The organism is Streptomyces sp. NPDC001401 (assembly GCF_042895385.1).
In the GTDB taxonomy this organism is placed as follows: Bacteria; Actinomycetota; Actinomycetes; order Streptomycetales; family Streptomycetaceae; genus Streptomyces.
The window spans coordinates 193995-212423 of record NZ_JBIAWI010000006.1 but is presented as its reverse complement, the minus strand read 5'-3'; the positions used below and the strand labels follow the sequence as shown (position 1 = coordinate 212423).

Here is an 18429-nt window from a genome sequence, read left to right as displayed (position 1 = left end):
GCCGCTCCCCTCACCGTGGTTGATCCATGCCTGCCCCTGAGCAGAGCGGTGTAAGCCTGTTCGAGGAACTCCCGACCGTTCTCTTCCTGTCTACTCCTGTTTGAGGATCTCCTCGTAAAGCCGGACCGTACGGCGGGCGACGGCATCCCAGCCGAACTCCCCCACCGCTCGCTCCCGCCCCGCCTCGCCCATCCGCCGCGCTGCCTCCGAGTCGCCGACGACCTGGTCCAGCGCCCGCGCGAGGCCTGCCTCGAAGTCGTCGTCCACGTCGACGAGCAGGCCCGTCTTGCCGTCGTCCACGACCTCGGGGATGCCGCCGACCCGGGAGGCCACGACGGGTGTGCCGCAGGCCATCGCCTCGAGGTTGACGATGCCGAGAGGTTCGTACACCGACGGGCAGACGAAGGCGGCAGCGTGTGTCAGGAGCTGGATCACTTCGGGACGCGGCAGCATCTGCGGGATCCAGTGCACGCCCTCGCGGACGCGGCTCAGCTCCTGGTAGAGATCGCGGAACTCTCTGTCGATCTCCGGAGTGTCGGGCGCCCCCGCGCACAGCACGACCTGCACGCCCGGGTCGATGTCCCGCACCGCGCGCAGCAGATGCGGCACGCCCTTCTGGCGGGTGATGCGGCCGACGAACAGGAGGTACGGGCGGCCGGTGTCGAGGCCGATGCGGGCGAGCACCTCGGTGCCGTGGTCGGGCCGGTACAGCGTGGTGTCGATGCCGTTGTGCACGACCTGGACCTTGGCCGGATCCAGTGTCGGGTAGCAGGTGAGGATGTCCTCGCGCATGGCCCCGGAGACGGCGATCACGGCATCGGCAGTCTCAATCGCGGTGCGCTCGGCCCAGCTGGAGAGGGCGTATCCGCCGCCGAGTTGCTCGGCCTTCCAAGGGCGCAGGGGCTCCAGCGAGTGCGCGGTCATCACGTGCGGTATGCCGTACAGCAGCTTGCCGAAGTGGCCGGCGAGGTTGGCGTACCAGGTGTGGGAGTGCACCAGCTCGCGGCCTTCGAGGCCGGCGGCCATCGCAAGATCCACGGAGAAGGTGCGCAGCGCGTCGTTGGCGGTGTCGAGGGCGGCCCAGGAGCGGTGGCGTACGACACCCACGCCGCGGCCCTCGCCCCAGCAGTGCACCTCGAGGTCGACCAGGGAGTTCAACTCCCTGGCGAGGAACTCCACATGGACGCCCGCGCCGCCGTACACATCCGGGGGGTACTCCCGGGTCAGCAGTCCCACTCGCACCCGCAACCCCCAGCTCTCGGCGACCGGTTCCCTCATGGTCACCCAGATGCGCCGTGCGCGGAAGAGCGCGGCGGTCGTGTGAAGCAACAGTCACCGCACACTCCCCCGCCGGGCACCCGGTAGTAGAGGCAGCAGCTGCGGCGCCGGAAGGCGGTGCCGGTGAGGGTGCCGGTGTCCGACAGGAGGGGGTGGGCGAGGAGTTCGGCGGTGAGGGTACGGGTGCGGGTGGCGGCCTCGGTACGGCCGTGCAGGCCCGCCCAGTGCTCCAGCTGGCGGGCGGCTCCCGCCAGCGCGGAGGCCGCGTTGCCCCACAGCAGGCCGGGCGCGATCCGGTGGTGCGCCCGCAGGGCCGTCGCCAGCGGGGCGAGGTGGCCGTGCAGGACTACGTCCGCGATGGTCGCGGGGTCCGCGGGCAGCGGGCGGATCTCGGACAGCCACAGGTCGTCGGGGGCGGAGGCGTCGGGGTCCCAGTGCAGCAGCCCGGGGTCGAGGTCGGGCACGCGGCCGTACACCGCGGCGCAGCCGAGCGTCACCGACCAGAGCCGGGCCGCCAGCCCCTGCTGGGCCACGGAGGCGGCGATCCGCAACTCGGGGGCACGGAGGGCGTTCGCCACCTTTTCAACCCGAAAAGTAATAGCATTTCCGTACACATTCGAAGTCCGGTTCTCGTACGCGTGGGCGAGCGTCGGCAGTGGCGTGTGCGGCGCTCCGCCTGTCCGTAGTACGAAAAAGCCGCCGAGCGGTCCGAGGGCGGCGAGATCCTGATCGAGGTCCACGAACAGCAGTAGTACCAAGGTCCCTAGGGGTTCCCACTGGGGGGTCTGCACCCGGAGTCGCCCACCCTGGGGAGGACGGCGCCCGATTCGTACTCCATCGGTAGTAGGACCCATTGCCTGCTCAGGGACGACGACGGGAACAGATCGACAAGGCATCGTGTTGGCTATGAAGGCCGACCGTTCGTCGCGCAGGGCGCACCGCCCCCGCCACACGCAGAGGAGCAGCACATGAGTGCCCTCGCGTTGTCCGTTCTCCTCTCGCTCGTCTCCGCCGTCGCCTACGCGGGCGGGGCGATCGTGCAGGAGTACGTGGCGGTGTCCTCCCCCGTTCAGGAGTACGCGCCGCTGCGCCGGCCGACCTGGTGGGCCGCGGTCGCCCTCAACGGCCTCGGCGGACTGCTGCACGTGGTGGCGCTCGCCTACGGCCCGCTGAGCCTGGTGCAGCCGCTGGGTGCGCTGACCATCGTGTTCGCGCTGCCGATGGCCGCGCTGTTCGTGGGCCGCAGGGCAGGCGCGACCGCCTGGCGGGGCGCGATCATGGCGACCGTGGGCCTGGCCGGTCTGCTGGCCCTGGTCGGCACCTCCGATGCGCAGTCGCTGGACACCGCCCAGCGGATCGCGGTGGCCGTGGTCTCCGGCGGCGTGGTCATGTCCCTGATGATCGCGGGCCGGGCCGCCCACCGGCATCCGGCGGTGCGCAGCATGCTGCTCGCGACCGCGTCCGGCATAGCCTTCGGCATGTCGTCCGTGTTCACCAAGACCGTCGCGGTCGACTGGACGGGCGGCGTCACCGCAACCGACCTTCCCTCCCTGGCCGTGATCGGTGTCTTCGCCACGGCCGGCATGCTGCTGTCCCAGGCCTCCTACCGGGGCGCCGGACTCGCGGCCCCGCTGGCCACGCTGACCGTCGTGAACCCGGTGGTGGCGGCCGCGGTCGGCATCACGATGTTCGGCGAGACCTTCCGATACGGCAGCACCGGCACCGCGCTCGCCCTGAGCTGCGGCGTGGTCGCAGCCGGCGGCCTGATCCTGCTGACGACGGAGCGCATCGCCCGCACCACCACCGAAGCCGCGCCGCAGCCGGCCGAGCCCCTCACCGAGCCGGTCCCCGCATCCATCGAGGAATCCGTCGAGGAACTGCTCGCCACGATTCCCGGGCAGCCGGTGGCCGCGCTCCGCGAGGAGGTCCTCGTGCCCGCCCAGGTCGGCCCCACCGTCATGGCCGTGGCCTACAGCGAGGGCGACGAGCTGCCCCCGGACCCGGCCCGCTACCGCTTCTACGGCCCCTTCTACGGCGGCTCGTACATCCCGTCGCCGGACGTCGACCGGCACCGGGAACGCGTCAAATCCTGACGCCACCGGCCCTGAGATAGGCCACAGGGTCGATGTCGGAACCGAAACCGGGCCCCGTCCGCACCTCGAAGTGCAGATGAGGGCCCGTTGCGTTGCCCGTCGAACCGGAGCGGCCGATGCGCTGCCCGCCGCCCACGCTCTGCCCGGCCCTCACGGAGATCGCCGAGAGGTGCGCGTACTGGCTGTAGCGGCCGTCGGCGTGCCGTATCACCACCTGGTAGCCGTAGTAGCCGCCCCAGCCGGCGGTGACGACCCGGCCCGCGGCGACCGCCTTCACGGTCGTGCCGGTGGCCACGGGAAAGTCGACCCCGGTGTGGTAGCCCTTCGACCAGGAGGAGCCGGCCACGTGGTACGGGGTGCCGATCGGGCCGCCCACCGGAGCAACGAGCGAGTGGCCGGTCGTGGCCTTCTTTTCGGTGGCCGAAGAGGCCTTCTCCGTGGCCGACTTGGACGCCTTGGCGGATGTGTCGCCCGTCCCGGACGTGTGCGTCGTGGGGGCCTTCGCGCGCAGGTTCAGCCGCTGCCCCGGCAGGATCAGGTCCGGGTCCGTGCCGATGGTCCTGCGGTTCCCGGCGTACAGGCGCTGCCAGCCGCCCGGCACATGCTCGGTCTCGGCGATCTGGGAGAGGGAGTCGCCGCGGACCACGGTGTACATCTCGGCCGTGCCGGCCCGGGACTGGGGCGTGGACTGGGGCCGTACGTCCTCGACGGAGGTCTTCGCGGAGGTCTTCCTGGTGGTGGCAGCCGGGTGGACGTCCGGGGTGCCGCCGCCCCGGGCCAGCCCGGCCTTCTGCGAGCACACCGGCCAGGCACGCGGCCCCTGGCCCTCCAGGACCTTCTCGGCCACGGCGATCTGCTGGTCCTTGGTGGCCAGATCCGCGCGCCGCGCGTACTTCCCGCCGCCGTAGGCCTCCCAGGTGGACTGGGTGAACTGAAGTCCGCCGTAGAAGCCGTTGCCGGTGTTGATGCTCCAGTTGTTGGTCGACTCGCAGGCGGCGACCTTGTTCCAGGTGGACACGTCGGCCGCGTGGGCGGTGCCGGTGCCGATCAGCGGGATCGCCATGCCGGCGCCGCCGACCGTGACGGTGAGTGAGGCGCGGTTGATCCTGTTCGGCTGATACCGGCGGTGCCGGCCGCGTACGGCCATGAAGATCCCCCTCGACATATGCCAGGAGGGCCAAAAGTAAGCGCCCCGAACAGGCCATGACAAGACGGCAATCGGCCGCCCTGCCCCTCAAACAACCAGTGCCTCACGCCAGTTGCCGAACGGCTGAGGCGGGTGGGGCCCGTCGTGCGTATCTGCCTGCGGAAGGTCGGGCACCCCGGACATGCGCTCGGCGTACCGGCAAGTCAGGATGGTCGGTGGGGCGATACTGGCGTGCACGACCGGCACCACCGATACCGGATCCTTTAGGAGCCAACCGAATGAGCAACTCAGCCCAGATCGGCGTCACGGGACTCGCGGTCATGGGCCGCAATCTCGCCCGTAACTTCGCACGCAACGGCTACACGGTCGCCTTGCACAACCGCACAGTGGCGCGTACGAACGCCCTGGTCGAGGAGTTCGGGCACGAGGGCGACTTCATCGCGGCCGAGACCGCCAAGGAGTTCGTGGCGGCGCTGGAGCGGCCGCGGCGCCTGGTCATCATGGTCAAGGCCGGCGACCCGACCGACGCGGTGATCCACGAGTTCGCCCCGCTCCTGGAGCCCGGCGACATGATCATCGACGGCGGCAACGCGCACTTCGCGGACACCCGCCGCCGGGAGCGCGAACTGCGCGAGCAGGGCATCCACTTCGTGGGCATGGGCGTCTCCGGCGGCGAGGAGGGCGCGCTGAACGGGCCGAGCATCATGCCGGGCGGCCCGAAGGAGTCGTACGACTCGCTCGGCCCGATGCTGGAGAAGATCTCCGCGAAGGCCAAGGACGGCGCGCCCTGCGTGACGCACGTGGGTCCGGACGGCGCCGGGCACTTCGTGAAGATGGTCCACAACGGCATCGAGTACGCCGACATGCAGCTGATCGGTGAGGCGTACCAGCTGCTGCGCGACGTGGCCGGATACTCCCCCGCGCAGATCGCCGAGATCTTCCGCACCTGGAACACGGGCCGCCTGGACTCCTACCTGATCGAGATCACCGCCGAGGTGCTGTCCCATGTGGACGCGGCGACCGGCAAGCCGTTCGTGGACGTGGTGGTGGACCAGGCGGAGCAGAAGGGCACCGGCCGCTGGACGGTCCAGATCGCCCTCGACCTGGGCGTTCCCGTCTCGGGCATCGCGGAGGCGGTCTTCGCCCGCTCGCTGTCCGGTCACGCGGCCCTGCGGGAGGCCTCGCGCGGGCTGGCCGGCCCCAAGGCGTCCCCGCTGTCCGAATCCGAGGCGGCGGCGTTCGCGGACCGCGTGGAGCAGGCCCTCTACGCCTCGAAGATCGTGTCGTACACGCAGGGCTTCCACGAGATCGCGGCGGCCCGTGAGGAGTACGACTGGGACATCGACCTGGGCGCGGTCTCCGCGATCTGGCGCGGCGGCTGCATCATCCGGGCGGCCTTCCTGGACCGCATCCGCGCCGCGTACGACACGCGGGCCGATCTGCCGAGCCTGCTGTCCGACGAGACGTTCGCGCAGGAGATCGCGGACGCCCAGGACGACTGGCGCGAGGTCATCGTCGCCGCCACCCGCCAGGGCGTCCCGACCCCCGGCTTCGCCGCGGCCCTCGCCTACTACGACGCCCTGCGCGCGCAGCGGCTGCCGGCCGCGCTGACGCAGGGGCAGCGTGACTTCTTCGGTGCGCACACCTACCGGCGCACGGACCGGGACGGCTCGTTCCACACGCTGTGGGGCGGGGACCGGTCGGAGGTCGACGCATAGCGCTCCGCTGGAAGCGCGGTAATTGAAACCGCGGGCCGGTGGGGGCTGGTCGCGCAGTTCCCCGCGCCCCTTATAAGGGGCGCGGGATCGCACCGGACTTCGTCAGGCCGCTCAGCCGGCCGCCAGTTCTCCGAGGAGCTTCCACGTACGGCGCTGGTCCTCCTCGCCGCCCAGGTCCGTCGCGGTGAACACCACCTCTGTCGCCCCGGCCTCGCGGTAGCGGCGCACCTCGGTGGCGACGGTCTCCTCGTCGCCGATGACCGCCACGTCGGCGGCGCGAGTGGCGCCGGAGAGGCCGATGACGCGCTGGTAGGAAGGAAACTGCTCGTAGAACGCGAGCGTCTCGGTCGCCGTCTCCCGTACCGCCTCGACGTCGGCGGTGACCACGCCGGGCACGAACGCGACGATCCTGGGTGCCGGCCGGCCCGCCGCCTCGGCCGCCGCGGTGACGGCCGGGACGATGTGCTCGGCGAGGGCACGCGGACCCGCCAGGAGCGGAAGGATGCCGTCCGCGAGTTCGCCGGAGGCGCGCAGGGCCTGCGGCGCCATGGCGGCGACCAGCAGCGGCACCGGCGGCTCGGCGCCGGGCACCGACGCGGGCAGCGGTGTGGTGGCGGTCAGCAGTTCTCCGTGGAAGTCGGCGCTGCCCGTCTCCACGAGTTGGCGCAGGGCGGTGAGGAACTCGCGGAGCCGGGCGACGGGACGCTCGTACGGGATGCCGAAGCCGGTTTCCGTGAGGTGTTTGGTGCCGAGTGCGAGTCCGAGGTGGTAGCGGCCACCGGTGGCGGCCTGGGCGGTCTGGGCCTGACTGGCGACGAGCAGCGGATGCCGGCCGAAGACGGGGATCGCAGCGGTACCGACGTGCAGTCCGGGCACCTCGCGGCCGACGATCGCGGCGAGCGAGGGCGAGTCGTACGCGAAGGTCTGCCCGAACCACACGGAGCGCACTCCGGCCTCGTGGGCCTCCCGTGCGAGCTGCACCGTGGGATCGATCCGGTTCTGGAGAGCGAGCGCTACGCCAAGGGTCATACACGCGACAACCGGCCTGCGAGGGGCCCGAATTCCCTTCCGTGCAAGGCGAGTTGGCGGTGTTCAGGTCAGCGGTGGCCCGGGCTCCGGATTCGGCACCGGTTCCGGGCCCGGCGGGATCGGTGACGGGGAGGGCTCCGGGGGTGGTGTCGGAGTCGGTGGTGAGGGCGGAGGTGGCGGCGGGGTGGGTTCCGGGCCGGGGGGCGGTTGGGGCGTGGGGACCGGAGAAGGGTACGGGTCGGGGGGCTGGGGGTCCGGGCCCGGCGCGGGTCCGGGGGGTACGGGGCTGGGGTACGGCTCGGTCATGATGTCCTCCGGCCAGTCGGTCGACGTGGGCTCTGGACTTCTCCCCCGCGTACCCGACGGCCGCCTCCCCACTCACCCGCCCGTAGGACGGCAGAGGCCCAGGTGGGCCTGTGCGGCGTTGACCGCCGCGGCGCCCGCGGCAAGGCCGGGGCGGGGGCTGGACAGCACTGGGACAGCGGTCCTCGTCAGGTGCTGGGCCGGGGCCATGGAGCCCTGGGCGAGGATGATCGCGTCGGCGTCGGTGACCGCGTCGACGGCGGCCGCCACCAGACGGGCGCAGCCCTCGGTGTCTCCCGCCTCGAAGCAGGTCCAGGCCCCCTCGACGAGACCGGTCCGCACCTGGACGGGGCGGCCGGCGCGACGGGCCTCCTCCTCGATCAGGGACACCGTCGGCCCGAACGTGCTCTCCACGGTGGCCAGGACGACGATCCGTGAACCGGCGGCCACCGCGGCGGCCGCCATCGGACGGTCGGACCGCAGCACCGGCACGCCCGCCCCGGCGCCGGCCGCCTCCGCGACCCCGCCGATGGTCGAGCAGGTGCACAGGACGGCTCGCGCACCTTCGGCGACGGCCCTGTCCAGCGCGGCCCGCACCCCGTCCGCCACCGCCTCGGGCCCCTCGCGGCGGGCCCGGGCCAACAGCTCCTCGTCGACGAAGTGCCGCAGTTCCAGGCCCTGGTGGTCCTCGTCGCGCAGGGTGTCGAAGACCGGGACGTGCAGGGGCGAGGTGTGCAGGAGGGCGAGCATACGGGCAGGGGCCTTTCTGCCAAGGCGCGGAAACGAGGACGCGAAGGATTACGAGGACTACGAGGTCTCAGAACCGGCCTGGGTGCGCCACGAGCCACTCCTTGGCCGCCCGCAGCAGTTCCGGGTCGGCCGCCGGGGCCTCGTCGGGGTGGCGTACGGCCCACTTGGTGACGTACGGGCACAGCGGGGCGACGACGACTGCCTCGCGCTCGGCGATGGCGTACAGCTCACGGGCCAGCGAGCCCGCGATGCCCTTCCCCTCGTGGGCCGGTTCCACGATCGTGTGGACCGGGACCAGGGCGCGCTCGGGGGATTCGAGGACGAAGTACTCGATGTGGCCGACGACTTCGCCGTCCGTACCGTCACCGATCGCTTCCAGGCGGCCCGCCGCCCGGTCGTCGCGGATCTCGATCTCGCTCATGGACACGCTCCTGGTCCGAAGGTCGGGGAGGACGGTGATCAGGCCGATACGGCCTGCGGGCTGCGTTCCTGGTCCGAGCCCGGTACCGGCTCGGACGGGTCGGCGCCCAGGGCCACGATGCGGTTGTCGCGGTCCACGTGCACGACGCGGGGTTCGAGCGCCCGCGCCTCGGCGTCGGTCACCTGAGCGTAGCTGATGATGATCACCAGGTCGCCGGGGTGGACGAGATGGGCGGCGGCCCCGTTGATCCCGATCACGCCCGAGCCGCGCTCGCCCTCGATGACATACGTCTCCAGGCGGGCACCGTTGGTGATGTCGACGATGTGCACCAGCTCGCCGGGCAACAGGTCGGCGGCGTCGAGGAGATCGGCGTCGATGGTCACCGATCCCACGTAGTGCAGGTCGGCCTGGGTGACGGTGGCGCGGTGGATCTTCGATTTGAACATGGTTCGAAGCACGGATAACTCCTGATTTGTCTGCTCCCTGCCTGCGTATTTGCAGGTCAAGGGCTTTTGATCCAGGGCGTTGGCGGGGATCCGACTCCCCCGGCCGCCCTTCACGAGCGGCCGGGATCAGCGTACGCAATGACCGTCGGGGACCTTCGTGACGATCGCCACAGCAGGGCTCAACCAGCCGACCATGAGGTCGAACAAGTTCCGTCCTCTGATCCGGCAGCGCGCAACACAGCCGCGCATCGCCGGTCACTGACCTTCAAAGCGTGGTGTCGTAGGGGCTGACGTCTCGTGACGGCATCGGGTCTTCCCCGAAGCCGAGTATGGCGGTGGACTCAGCGCCAGTCGTCGATCACGTAGGCATCTGGGTGGCTGTAGCCAGGTTCGTTGGGCTTGTGCATGGTCACGCCTTGCAGCCAGGTACGGAAACCGCGGTCGACCATGCGCCGGTAGGCATCCTGGCGGGCCAGGCTCATTCCGGCGTCCAGTTGCCCCAGTCCCTTCTCGGTGGCCAGCTGCTCGCACGCATTCAGCAGTCGTTCGAACCGGTCCGCGGCGTCCGGGCCAGGGCGTACGGCGCCGAATTTGACGAAGCACACGTCCTCACCGGCCTCCGACCCCGCTCCGCAGTGGCAGACAGCCAGCCCGTCGAGGTCGGAGTCGGCGCCCTCGAGGAGGATGGTGTCACCGAGCCCCTGCGCCTGTGTGGCCATGATCTCGCGCTCCAAGCTCAGGCCCTCGTACACGGCCCCCGTCAGTGCGCGACTGAGGCTCAGTGCGTCGGGCCGCTCAGCGGCGGTCAGCTCGCCGTACAGCACTCGGCCGGGGACTGCGGCACTGACGGCGACCTGTTTCTTCATGATGGCTGTAAGGAATCGGGGCCAGAAACCGTACCGGCGGTAGAGCTCGAGGTGCTTGGGACTGTGCGAGAAGGTGAACAGGCCGAGGTGGCGGTTCTCCCAGGTGTCGAAGCAGGCCATGACCGGTTCCATGAGGCGCCTGCCGATGCCCTGGTCCCACAGATCCGGACGTACGGTCAGCGGGCCGAAGAACCCGACGCTGCCCCAGTTGGCGGCGAAGTTCGATCCGACGACCTCGCCCTCGACGGTCGCCGCGAAGGCCGCGTGCGGATCTGCCGCCCAGCGGGTGCGGACATAGTCGGCGGTCCCGAAGAACGTCTCCGGCTCAGGGACCCCGAGGAAGGTCCCGAAGGCGACCCTGAAGATCTCGTCGGCCCGATCCAGGTCCGGCTCAACCAGCGGGCGGACCGACACCGAGGCGGCGACACTCGTTCGCTTCGCTGCGGGCATGATCGCTCTCCTTTCCGCCCCCAGTTCCATCGCACCACGGACGTGCGCCGCGGGCGAAGCGACAGGTCCGGCGGTACCTCAAGGATCGAGCGGCCGCGTTCCCCGACGACCGGGCATCCGTCTTCCTGCCGATCGACGACCCGCTGGGCCCCGGTCCGCCGGGGGTCTCCGAGGAGCCGGAGGAGCGCCGACTGTGCCTGCTCTACCGCCTCGCCCCGCCATGGTTGTCACCGCCGTCGACAAGTTCGCCCAGCGAAGTATTGGAGCCCGCCACGGCTACTTGACCTTGAATGCGTGATGTCGTCATGGGGGCTGGCGTCGGAGGCCGGTGCCGGTGAGGCAGCCGTCGAGGACGTCATGGCGGTACTGGAGCTGGCGGAGGCCGCGTCGGACGGCAGTGATCAAGTCATCGGGGTCGGCGAAGGCACGATTGGCCACGGTGGTGCGTCGCAGGACGGACCAGATGCCCTCGACCGGGTTGAGGTCGGGTGCGCACGAACGTCAGGGCGTTCCAGTCCTCGCCGACCGCGCCTACATGGGAGCCGGCCCCTGGGTGACGACGTCCCTCAGACGCCCGCCGGGCCGTAGTCTCACGCCCACCCGGCAGACCGTCAACCGCGCGCTGTCCGCGGCGCGAGCGCCAGTCCAGCGCGGTGTCGCGCGACCGAAGTCGTGGCAGATCTTCCGCAGGGCACGATGCAGCCCGAGGGACGTCGGCGCAAGGACATTGCCGAGCTGCTCGGAGTCTCGCTGCCGACCGTGGACCGCTGGAAAACCCGTTACGCCCAGCGCGGGCCGGCCGGACTGGAAGGCAACCGTCCCGGAGGGGCGAGGAAGCAAGTGCCGGCGAGGGTTCGGGCCCGGGTGATTGCGCTGACGCGTATGACGCCGCCGTCGGGTACGTCACCGTGTCCTGGCATTACATCGCGCGGGTCTGGCGCGAGGAGAATCTGAAGCCGTGCCGCAGCGGCACCTTCAAGATTTCCAAGGACCCCGCGTTCGCGGACAAGGTCGCCGATGTCGTCGGTCTCTATCTCGCCCCGCCGGGCGGGGCGGTCGTGCTCTCGATCGACCGAGAAACGCACCCACGACTACGTCCGGCACGGCACCACCAACCTGTTCGCCGCGCTCAACGTCGGCACCGGCGAAGTGATCGGCGAGTGCAAGCCGAGCCGCAACTGCAAGAAATTCACGTCGTCCTGGACAACCGCTCCACGCCTACCACGCCGGAGGTGAAGACATGGCTGGCAGGCAACCCGCAGGTCCGCTTCCACTTCACCCCCGTCGGGTCTTCCTGGTCAATCAGGCCGAGACCTGGTTTGGAATCCTGACCCGTCAGTCGATCCGCCGTTGGCACCTTCGCCGGCGTCAGCGTCCTGATCAAGCAGATCCGCGACTGCATCGACACCTGGAACTCCGATGCCAAACCGTTCACATGGGACGCAACCACCGAGGAGATCCTGGCGAAAGTCCGTCTCGTCCAGACCAACATCAAGAAGCTCGTCGCAAACAACTCGAAGTGATACCAACGGGATCACGAGACACTAGCGCGCTGACCCACACCCGGGACCAAGCACCGAAGTTACGGACTGTCGGTGACATGGCGGTTGCCCTCGACAGGAGCACGCCCGGAGTCCATCTTTTCGATGCTCGTCGAAGAGATGGACCGCGCTCTTCTGACGTCGCAGGCTGGTGCCAGCTCGGGGGATGAGAGGACCACGCTTGCCTAGCGGTCACACGTGGACGGTCCCTGACCTGTTCGCCCGCCAGGCACCCCAGCACGACGCGAAATTCAACAAGGGTGGCCGACTGACGAAAGTCGGCCGCGGACGGAGGAACACCTCTATGCGCAGGATTATGCGGGGCGCTGCCGCGCTCGCCATCGCCACGGCCGCCGTGACAGCTATCGCCACCGGCTCGGCACACGCGAGCGACAAGCCCGCATACGGCTGTCCGGGCGGGGCAGTCTGCATCTACCCCCAGGGCGCGGACATCCACAACAGCACACCGACCAACATCTTCTACAGCTACGGCGCCCACAATCTGAGCAACCAGTTCGGCTACCACTATGTGTTCAACAACCAGTACGGCAGCGCCAAAGCCACCGCCGAGCTGTGCAACGGCTACAACGGCGCCGACTGCGTGACCACCATCGGGCTGAACGAGTTCGGCAACTTCTACCTCACGCCCATCAACTCGATCGTCCTGAACCGACCGTAGCCGCCCACCGGCAAGTGTGCCCGGCTGCGCCTCCCGGCCCTCAGCGTTGTTGTCCGAAGAAACATCGACCGAGGAGTCACCATGCGTCCGCGCAAGGGAGCAGTTGCCGCCGTGTTCGCGACCACCGCAGCTCATCTCCCTCGCCCGTCAGGCCATGGCCGCCCACATGCCCTGGGAGACCAGCAAGACCCCCGCAGCCACCACCCACGAGACTGCCTCCATCGCGCCCCATGGTGGCGAAACCATCACCGTGCTGTGCATGGGCGGCTGCCATCAGTAGCAGCCCGTCACCAAGCGTGACCAAGGGCGCGGTCCGGCCCGCCGAGGGGGAAGCGGCATGGAGGTCCGCCCATGCCGCGCCCCTGAGCGGCCCGGCAGAGCAGTGCGTTAAACGATCTCTCCGTCATCGGGGCACGAGAAAATGAGAAATGAGGAACTGTGGGCAACCATCTCCTTCGCCGTGCCGTCGTTGCTCTTCTCGCCGCAAGCAGCCTGGTAGCAACCGCCACCGGCCTCGCCTCGGCCGCCCAGCCCTTGGCGAGCGCGGGCAGCCGCACAATCCACGCATCCGAGACGGTGCGCACCCCCTCCTCCCCAGAGTCCTTCGCGGCGCAGGCCAAGGACCTCGGCCTCGACGCGGACCAGGCGAGGGCTCTCCAGAACCGGGTCGCCGCCTTTATCGCGAAGCAAGGCGGCGAACAGCTCGGTGCCAACAAAATCCGGCTCGTAGCCGGAGCGACGCTCGTTCTGGCGCTGCCGAACCAGAAGTCTGCCGGGGCGGGCGAGCAAGCGCCCAGCGCGCCTCGCTCTGCGCTGTACGCCTGCCGGTACGGGCACTTCTGCGCCTACAGCGGCACGGAATACACGGGCGACGTCATCGACATGTACAAGTGCGCCGAATACAGCATCCCGTGGTCCGGGACCGGCTCGTGGATCAACAATCAGACCAAAGGCACCTTCGCGCAGTTCCGCGACTCCGCTCACCTGAACCGCTGGCACGACGCCGGAGCGTACAGCTCCGACAACTTCGCCGACTGGTCATGGGTCTGGTACGTACAGAACTGCTGAACGCCCGTCCGACATCCCGGCGTTGCCAGCAAGCCTTCCCAAACTTAACGGTGGAGCAATGCTCATGACCTGTGGATCGGCCTCGGGTTAGACGCGAAAAGCGTACCTTCCGAGCAGCTACCCGACCTGGCCGTGCGACGCCACCGGCCGCTGGAGCGAAGGGCAGCCGCTCGTCCTGGTGTCCCAAGAGATCGGCGCGGCAGACCTGCTGGAACCCGGTCGCACAGTGACCGGCGCCATCTCCGTATCCCGTCCCGTACGCTCGCGGGCCTGACTGCGCGGCCGGTGATGGAACTCCCTGAGCAAGGAAATCGGCGGGCATCGCCCGCCACTTGCCCCCGTTGTCCACGAGATACCGGGGGTTGAGTCTGCGCCGGCCGGACGGGCACGACGTCGCGCCCTCGATCATCCGCCTCCGGCGCCTCAAGCGTTCGCTGGACTCGACGTCCCTGCGGCGACGCGCACTCCGATCCCCTACCGGCGCAACCTTTTTCGCAGGTCCGGCCGGTCGTAAGCCTTGTTGGCGCGAAGGCGCTGGGCCTTGAAGTACCGGCCGGCGACGATGGGGGTCGTGACCGCGGATGATTGCCGTGCACACGCCCCGAGTGCCGGTACGGCAGGCTGTACTGCCGTCGGCCTGACGACGCTCACCGGGGGGACCCGGCCATTCGTATCGGCGATGCGCCTCAGGCGTCACCACGGTGCGGTGAACCCGCCGCGTGGACCGCCGCCTCGGTCAGGGTGGTCGCGGTCCGCACGGCGCTGGCCACGGCCTCGTCGGGGGCGAGGCCGCACAGGTCGGTGAGGGAGAACAGGGCCTCCGCGCTGACCACCACCGCCAGGTCCCGCTTGAGCTGGGCGAACGCCTCCGGGTTGGTCGCCCCCAGCGTGTCCACCAGGGGCACGAGCGCATGGTCGATGAGGCCGAAGCGAATGCCGGGTCGTGTGGCCACCGTTTCGGGCCGGGTGATGGTGGCGGCGATCATCGCGCGCACCGCGCCCTGGCGGGCGAGTATGCCGCGGAGCAGGAACTCGCAGGCGAAGGCGACGCGTTCGACGGGATCGCTGGAGTCCGCGACAGGGCGGAGCGCGTCGGCGGGAGCGGGCCAGGCGCCGGCGAGGGCCTCACTGATCAGCGACGGAAGGTCGGGGAAGTACCGGTAGGCGGTGGCCTCGGACACCAGAGCCGCGCGGGCGATCGCGGGCATGGTCACCTCGGCGCCCGTACCGATGAGTTCGCGGGCGGCCGCCACGATCGCCGTCCGCGTGCGTTGCTTCTGGTTGCTGCGGCCCGTGTCCACCTGTGCGGTCATCGTCGAGCTCCTCCTGTCGGTTCACTCACATCCTAGCAGTCGACCCTCTTCGTGAGAGTTCTCTTGCATTACGAGACTCGACTTCTCTACTCTCATGAGAGTCAGCTCTCACGAAGCGTGAAGGAGGAGCAATGAGCACGGTTTCGGTGGTCGGCCCGGACGACGGCGAGACGATCCGGCTGGGCCCCACACAGATGCGCATCCTCGAGGACGGCAGCACCACCGGACACCGCATCGGGATCGGCGAGATCACACTGGCCCCGCACACCGAAGGCCCGCCGCAGCACCGTCACGCCCAGCACGACGAGGGCTTCTACGTCGTCTCCGGCACCGTGCACTTCACCATCGGGGACACCACGCACGTCGCCCCGGCCGGCACGCTCGCGATGATCCCGCCCGGCGCCCCGCACACCTTCGCCAACCCCGGCGACGAGCCGGCCGTCATGCTCAACACCTTCACGCCCGACCTGTACGTGCAGTACTTCCGCGACCTGCGGGACATGATCGCCGGCGGCCAGGAGCTGAACGCCGAGTCGACCGTCAAGGTCATGAGCCGCTACGCCACCGTTCCCGCCACCGACTTCGCCTGACCGACCGACTCCCACCTTTCGACTCTCCGGAGAAGACACCATGCCCAGCACCGTCCACCCCCTCTCCCTCCCCTCCGGCGACGTCGACGTCACCGTCGAAGACCAGGGCCAGGGCCACCCCTTCCTCCTGCTGCACGGCGGCGGCGGTCCGCAGACGGTCGCGCCGTTCGCCGGACTGCTCGCCGGACGGCGGCCCGCCAGGGTCGTCACCCCGGTCCACCCGGGCTTCGGCGGCACCGCCCGGCCCGACTGGCTGACCGACGTCGCCACCCTCGCCCGGGCCTACGTCCAGTTGCTCGACGAACTCGGCCTCACCGACGTCACAGTCGTCGGCAACTCCATCGGCGGCTGGATCACCGCCGAGATCGCCCTGCTCGGCAGCGACCGGATCAGCAGCGTCGTCCTGGTCAACGCCGCCGGCATCAAGGTCCCGGGCCACCCCATCGCCGACACCTTCTCCATCACTCCGGCCGAGCTGTCCCGCCTCGCCTTCCACGACCCCACGAAGTTCGCTGTCGACCCGACCACCCTCCCGGAGGCCGCCCGCGCGGTGATGGCCGCCAACCGCGCCGCCCTGGAGGTCTACTCGGGGCCGTACGTCATGGAGGACCCCACCCTCCGCGAGCGCCTGGCCAAGGTCACGCACCCGGCCCTGGTGGCATGGGGCGAGAGCGACGAGGTCTGCGACGCCGAGTACGGGCGGGCGTATGCCGAGGCCATCCCCCAGGCCCGGTTCGAGCTGCTGCCCGACACCGGCCACATGCCGCAGATCGAGACGCCCGAGCAACTCCTGACCGTGGTCTGGGACTTCGCCGACTCCCACGCCGTGAACCGGCCCTGAAGGGAAGCGTCCCGTGCCCCGACCCCGTGGCGGCCGACGGACGTCGGTCCTGGCCGTCTGCTGTCTGAGCGTCCTGCTCGTCAGTCTCGACACCACCGTCCTCAACGTCGCCCTGCCCGCCGTCCGGCGGGACCTCGGCTCCTCGGTCTCCGGGCTGCAGTGGACGCTGGACGCGTACACCATCGTGCTGGCCTCGCTGCTGACGGCGGCCGGCTCCACGGCCGACAGGGTCGGGCGGCGGCGGGTCTTCCAGCTGGGCCTGGTGCTTTTCACCGGCGCCTCGGCGCTGTGCAGCCTGGCGCCGAGCACGGGGTGGCTGGTGGTCTTCCGCATGGTGCAGGCGGTGGGCGGCTCCATGCTCACGCCTGTCGCCATGGCCATCCTCGCCAACACCTTCCCGGAGCCGAGGGAGCGGGCACGGGCGATCGGTGTATGGGGTGGCGTGGTCGGCGTCAGCATGGCGGCCGGGCCGGTCCTGGGCGGCGTACTGGTCCAGTCGGTCGACTGGCGGTCGGTGTTCTGGCTGAATGTACCGATCGGGCTGGCCGCACTGGTCCTCACCGCGCTGTTCGTCCCCGAGTCACGCGCTGCCCGGGCCCGCCGCGCGGACCCGGTGGGGCAGTTGCTGGTGATCGTCCTGCTCGGCGCGCTGACGTATGCCGTCATCGAAGGCCCCGGCGAGGGCTGGACCTCGCCGCTGATCGTGGCCTGCCTCATCGCCGCGGCGGGCGCGCTCACCGGGCTCGTACCTTACGAGAACCGGCGCGCCGAACCGCTGATCGATCCGCGGCTCTTTCGCAGCGCCCCCTTCAGCGGGGCCACCCTGACAGCCATCTTCGCGTTCGCCGCACTCGGCGGCTTCCTCTTCTCCAACGCCCTTTATCTGCAGGGCGAGTTGGGGCTGAGTCCGCTGGAGGCGGGGCTGCGGCTGCTGCCGATGGCGGTGCTGTCGCTGGTGTGCCCGCCGCTGTCGGGGCGGATGGTGGGCAGTCGGGGCCCGCGGCTGCCGCTGCTGATCGCGGGGGCCGGTATCACCGCCAGCGGTGTGCTGGCCGTGCTCGTCACCCGCTCCGCCCACCCCTCGTACGCACTACTCGCCCTGACGTACACGCTGTTCGGCCTCGGCTTCGGCTTCGTCAACGCTCCGATCACCGACACGGCGGTGGCCGGCCTGCCCCGCGACCGGGCGGGGGTGGCCGCCGCGGTCGCCGCAACGAGTCGGCAGGTCGGCTCCGCACTCGGCATCGCGGTGATCGGCGCCGTGGTCGCCGCCGGATCGAGGACGGCGCCCTGGTGGATCATCGCAGGGTGCGGCCTTGCCGTACTCGCCCTGAGCACCCTGACGTCCGGCCGCGGGGGCACCCCCGACGGGGCCGGACGTATCGCCGACGAGCAGTCACACCTCACCGTGGATGCGAGCTGAATCGCTGCGTCCGGATGGCGTCGGTGGGTGGTGTGCGCAGTGCTTGACAGTCGGTGCGCCCAGTGGGTGTCCGCGGACCTGGCCGGCTCGGTGAGCCGCTCCAGGTGGGCGGGCTGGAACTGCACGCGCGCTGCCGCGAGGTTGCTCGTGAGTTGATCGACCGTGGCGGCTCCGGAGAGCACGACATCGGCCCAGGGCTGCGCGCCGACGGCATCTACGGCCTCGTGCTCGGCGTCATGGGGCTGGGCGCCACCGCCGGAAGCACCGAGACCGTAGGGGCCACCGGACCCGACGCACGCAACGCCGTCGCGGCCCTGACCGACATCCTGGCGAACGCCGAATGATCCCTGCTCGCCATGAGACACCGGATGCAGCCTCTTCCCCCGCACACACCGATCCCTGACACGGCGCATGCCGACCACACGTCCGCGTGGAGGTCACCGACAGCGGACCCGCTGACCCTGCTCAGCCCG

General features: G+C 70.1%; 19 protein-coding genes and 3 pseudogenes. 11 read left to right on the top strand and 11 right to left on the bottom strand.

Annotated features, from left to right (window positions below):
* Positions 1-90: 90 nt before the first annotated feature.
* Both glgA and ACFY10_RS22170 read right to left on the bottom strand, forming a co-directional pair.
* A complete protein-coding gene (gene glgA / locus ACFY10_RS22175; RefSeq protein WP_390667109.1) occupies positions 91-1242 on the bottom strand; it encodes a glycogen synthase in 1152 nt (383 codons plus the stop codon).
* A 38-nt stretch (positions 1243-1280) separates the two neighbouring features.
* The gene (locus ACFY10_RS22170; RefSeq protein ID WP_390667107.1) at positions 1281-2036 is read right to left on the bottom strand and encodes a (2Fe-2S)-binding protein; all 756 of its coding nucleotides are present in this window, start codon (positions 2034-2036) and stop codon (positions 1281-1283) included.
* A gap of 210 nt (positions 2037-2246) precedes the next feature.
* On the opposite strand from ACFY10_RS22170, the gene ACFY10_RS22165 reads away from it, so the two are divergent.
* Complete coding sequence (locus tag ACFY10_RS22165; RefSeq protein WP_390666886.1) at positions 2247-3371, top strand: DMT family transporter; 1125 nt, start codon at positions 2247-2249, stop codon at positions 3369-3371.
* Here the strand turns inward: ACFY10_RS22165 and ACFY10_RS22160 are convergent.
* Positions 3361-4518, bottom strand: coding sequence for a transglycosylase family protein (locus tag ACFY10_RS22160; RefSeq protein ID WP_390666885.1), 1158 nt, complete (start codon positions 4516-4518; stop codon positions 3361-3363). The two genes, ACFY10_RS22165 and ACFY10_RS22160, sit on opposite strands and share 11 nt — an antisense overlap.
* Positions 4519-4796: 278 nt before the next feature.
* Between ACFY10_RS22160 and gndA the strand changes: the two genes are divergently transcribed.
* Entirely contained in the window at positions 4797-6236 is a 1440-nt protein-coding gene (gene gndA, locus ACFY10_RS22155) for an NADP-dependent phosphogluconate dehydrogenase (protein ID WP_390666884.1), read from the top strand.
* Positions 6237-6347: 111 nt separating this feature from the next.
* Here gndA and ACFY10_RS22150 read toward each other — a convergent pair whose 3' ends face one another.
* The 6 genes and pseudogenes from ACFY10_RS22150 to ACFY10_RS22125 form a co-directional block, all read right to left on the bottom strand.
* Positions 6348-7265: a TIGR03564 family F420-dependent LLM class oxidoreductase gene (locus ACFY10_RS22150; protein ID WP_390666883.1), complete on the bottom strand. Its 918-nt coding sequence runs from the start codon at positions 7263-7265 to the stop codon at positions 6348-6350.
* Positions 7266-7643: 378 nt separating this feature from the next.
* Positions 7644-8318, bottom strand: a complete 675-nt coding sequence (locus tag ACFY10_RS22145) for an aspartate/glutamate racemase family protein (RefSeq protein WP_390666882.1) — start codon at positions 8316-8318, stop codon at positions 7644-7646.
* Between the two features lie 67 nt (positions 8319-8385).
* Positions 8386-8739, bottom strand: coding sequence for a GNAT family N-acetyltransferase (locus ACFY10_RS22140; RefSeq protein ID WP_390666881.1), 354 nt, complete (start codon positions 8737-8739; stop codon positions 8386-8388).
* Between the two features lie 38 nt (positions 8740-8777).
* On the bottom strand, positions 8778-9197 hold the full coding sequence (gene panD / locus ACFY10_RS22135) for an aspartate 1-decarboxylase (RefSeq protein WP_390666880.1): 420 nt from the start codon (positions 9195-9197) through the stop codon (positions 8778-8780).
* A 329-nt stretch (positions 9198-9526) separates the two neighbouring features.
* A complete protein-coding gene (locus ACFY10_RS22130; RefSeq protein WP_390666879.1) occupies positions 9527-10501 on the bottom strand; it encodes a GNAT family N-acetyltransferase in 975 nt (324 codons plus the stop codon).
* A 303-nt stretch (positions 10502-10804) separates the two neighbouring features.
* A pseudogene (locus tag ACFY10_RS22125) lies at positions 10805-10993 on the bottom strand (DDE endonuclease); the annotation flags it as partial.
* Between the two features lie 4 nt (positions 10994-10997).
* On the opposite strand from ACFY10_RS22125, the pseudogene ACFY10_RS22120 reads away from it, so the two are divergent.
* The 5 genes and pseudogenes from ACFY10_RS22120 to ACFY10_RS22100 form a co-directional block, all read left to right on the top strand.
* Positions 10998-11207 (top strand): annotated as a pseudogene (locus tag ACFY10_RS22120) (transposase family protein); the annotation flags it as partial.
* The gene (locus tag ACFY10_RS22115; protein ID WP_390667106.1) at positions 11198-11455 is read left to right on the top strand and encodes a helix-turn-helix domain-containing protein; all 258 of its coding nucleotides are present in this window, start codon (positions 11198-11200) and stop codon (positions 11453-11455) included. The pseudogene ACFY10_RS22120 and the gene ACFY10_RS22115, both read left to right, overlap by 10 nt.
* A complete protein-coding gene (locus ACFY10_RS22110; protein WP_390666878.1) occupies positions 11410-11832 on the top strand; it encodes a hypothetical protein in 423 nt (140 codons plus the stop codon). The genes ACFY10_RS22115 and ACFY10_RS22110 overlap by 46 nt, the downstream gene beginning before the upstream one ends.
* Before the next feature lie 514 nt (positions 11833-12346).
* Positions 12347-12721: a hypothetical protein gene (locus ACFY10_RS22105; protein ID WP_390666877.1), complete on the top strand. Its 375-nt coding sequence runs from the start codon at positions 12347-12349 to the stop codon at positions 12719-12721.
* A 438-nt stretch (positions 12722-13159) separates the two neighbouring features.
* A complete protein-coding gene (locus tag ACFY10_RS22100; protein WP_390666876.1) occupies positions 13160-13789 on the top strand; it encodes a hypothetical protein in 630 nt (209 codons plus the stop codon).
* Between the two features lie 352 nt (positions 13790-14141).
* Here the strand turns inward: ACFY10_RS22100 and ACFY10_RS22095 are convergent.
* A pseudogene (locus tag ACFY10_RS22095) lies at positions 14142-14344 on the bottom strand (IS5/IS1182 family transposase); the annotation flags it as partial.
* Positions 14345-14475: 131 nt separating this feature from the next.
* The gene (locus ACFY10_RS22090; RefSeq protein WP_390666875.1) at positions 14476-15102 is read right to left on the bottom strand and encodes a TetR/AcrR family transcriptional regulator; all 627 of its coding nucleotides are present in this window, start codon (positions 15100-15102) and stop codon (positions 14476-14478) included.
* 131 nt (positions 15103-15233) lie between these two features.
* Here ACFY10_RS22090 and ACFY10_RS22085 point away from each other — a divergent pair, with 131 nt between their 5' ends.
* The 4 genes from ACFY10_RS22085 (at position 15234) to ACFY10_RS22070 (ending at position 18300) form a co-directional block, all read left to right on the top strand.
* Positions 15234-15692 (top strand): cupin domain-containing protein, encoded by a 459-nt coding sequence (locus ACFY10_RS22085; RefSeq protein WP_390666874.1) that lies wholly within the window; start codon positions 15234-15236, stop codon positions 15690-15692.
* A 40-nt stretch (positions 15693-15732) separates the two neighbouring features.
* Positions 15733-16533: an alpha/beta fold hydrolase gene (locus ACFY10_RS22080; RefSeq protein ID WP_390666873.1), complete on the top strand. Its 801-nt coding sequence runs from the start codon at positions 15733-15735 to the stop codon at positions 16531-16533.
* A gap of 13 nt (positions 16534-16546) precedes the next feature.
* Positions 16547-17956, top strand: a complete 1410-nt coding sequence (locus tag ACFY10_RS22075) for a DHA2 family efflux MFS transporter permease subunit (RefSeq protein ID WP_390666872.1) — start codon at positions 16547-16549, stop codon at positions 17954-17956.
* A 236-nt stretch (positions 17957-18192) separates the two neighbouring features.
* Positions 18193-18300: an HPr family phosphocarrier protein gene (locus ACFY10_RS22070; RefSeq protein ID WP_390667105.1), complete on the top strand. Its 108-nt coding sequence runs from the start codon at positions 18193-18195 to the stop codon at positions 18298-18300.
* Positions 18301-18429 lie beyond the last annotated feature (129 nt).

Bases quoted from the DNA above. Each gene is read 5' to 3' on its own strand.
- ACFY10_RS22165 (WP_390666886.1), top strand. From the start codon at position 2,247: ATGAGTGCCCTCGCGTTGTCCGTTCTCCTCTCGCTCGTCTCCGCCGTC.
- ACFY10_RS22160 (WP_390666885.1), bottom strand. From the start codon at position 4,518: ATGGCCGTACGCGGCCGGCACCGCCGGTATCAGCCGAACAGGATCAAC.
- gndA (WP_390666884.1), top strand. From the start codon at position 4,797: ATGAGCAACTCAGCCCAGATCGGCGTCACGGGACTCGCGGTCATGGGC.
- ACFY10_RS22150 (WP_390666883.1), bottom strand. From the start codon at position 7,265: ATGACCCTTGGCGTAGCGCTCGCTCTCCAGAACCGGATCGATCCCACG.
- ACFY10_RS22145 (WP_390666882.1), bottom strand. From the start codon at position 8,318: ATGCTCGCCCTCCTGCACACCTCGCCCCTGCACGTCCCGGTCTTCGAC.
- ACFY10_RS22140 (WP_390666881.1), bottom strand. From the start codon at position 8,739: ATGAGCGAGATCGAGATCCGCGACGACCGGGCGGCGGGCCGCCTGGAA.
- ACFY10_RS22130 (WP_390666879.1), bottom strand. From the start codon at position 10,501: ATGCCCGCAGCGAAGCGAACGAGTGTCGCCGCCTCGGTGTCGGTCCGC.
- ACFY10_RS22115 (WP_390667106.1), top strand. From the start codon at position 11,198: ATGCAGCCCGAGGGACGTCGGCGCAAGGACATTGCCGAGCTGCTCGGA.
- ACFY10_RS22105 (WP_390666877.1), top strand. From the start codon at position 12,347: ATGCGCAGGATTATGCGGGGCGCTGCCGCGCTCGCCATCGCCACGGCC.
- ACFY10_RS22090 (WP_390666875.1), bottom strand. From the start codon at position 15,102: ATGACCGCACAGGTGGACACGGGCCGCAGCAACCAGAAGCAACGCACG.
- ACFY10_RS22085 (WP_390666874.1), top strand. From the start codon at position 15,234: ATGAGCACGGTTTCGGTGGTCGGCCCGGACGACGGCGAGACGATCCGG.
- ACFY10_RS22080 (WP_390666873.1), top strand. From the start codon at position 15,733: ATGCCCAGCACCGTCCACCCCCTCTCCCTCCCCTCCGGCGACGTCGAC.
- ACFY10_RS22070 (WP_390667105.1), top strand. From the start codon at position 18,193: ATGGGGCTGGGCGCCACCGCCGGAAGCACCGAGACCGTAGGGGCCACC.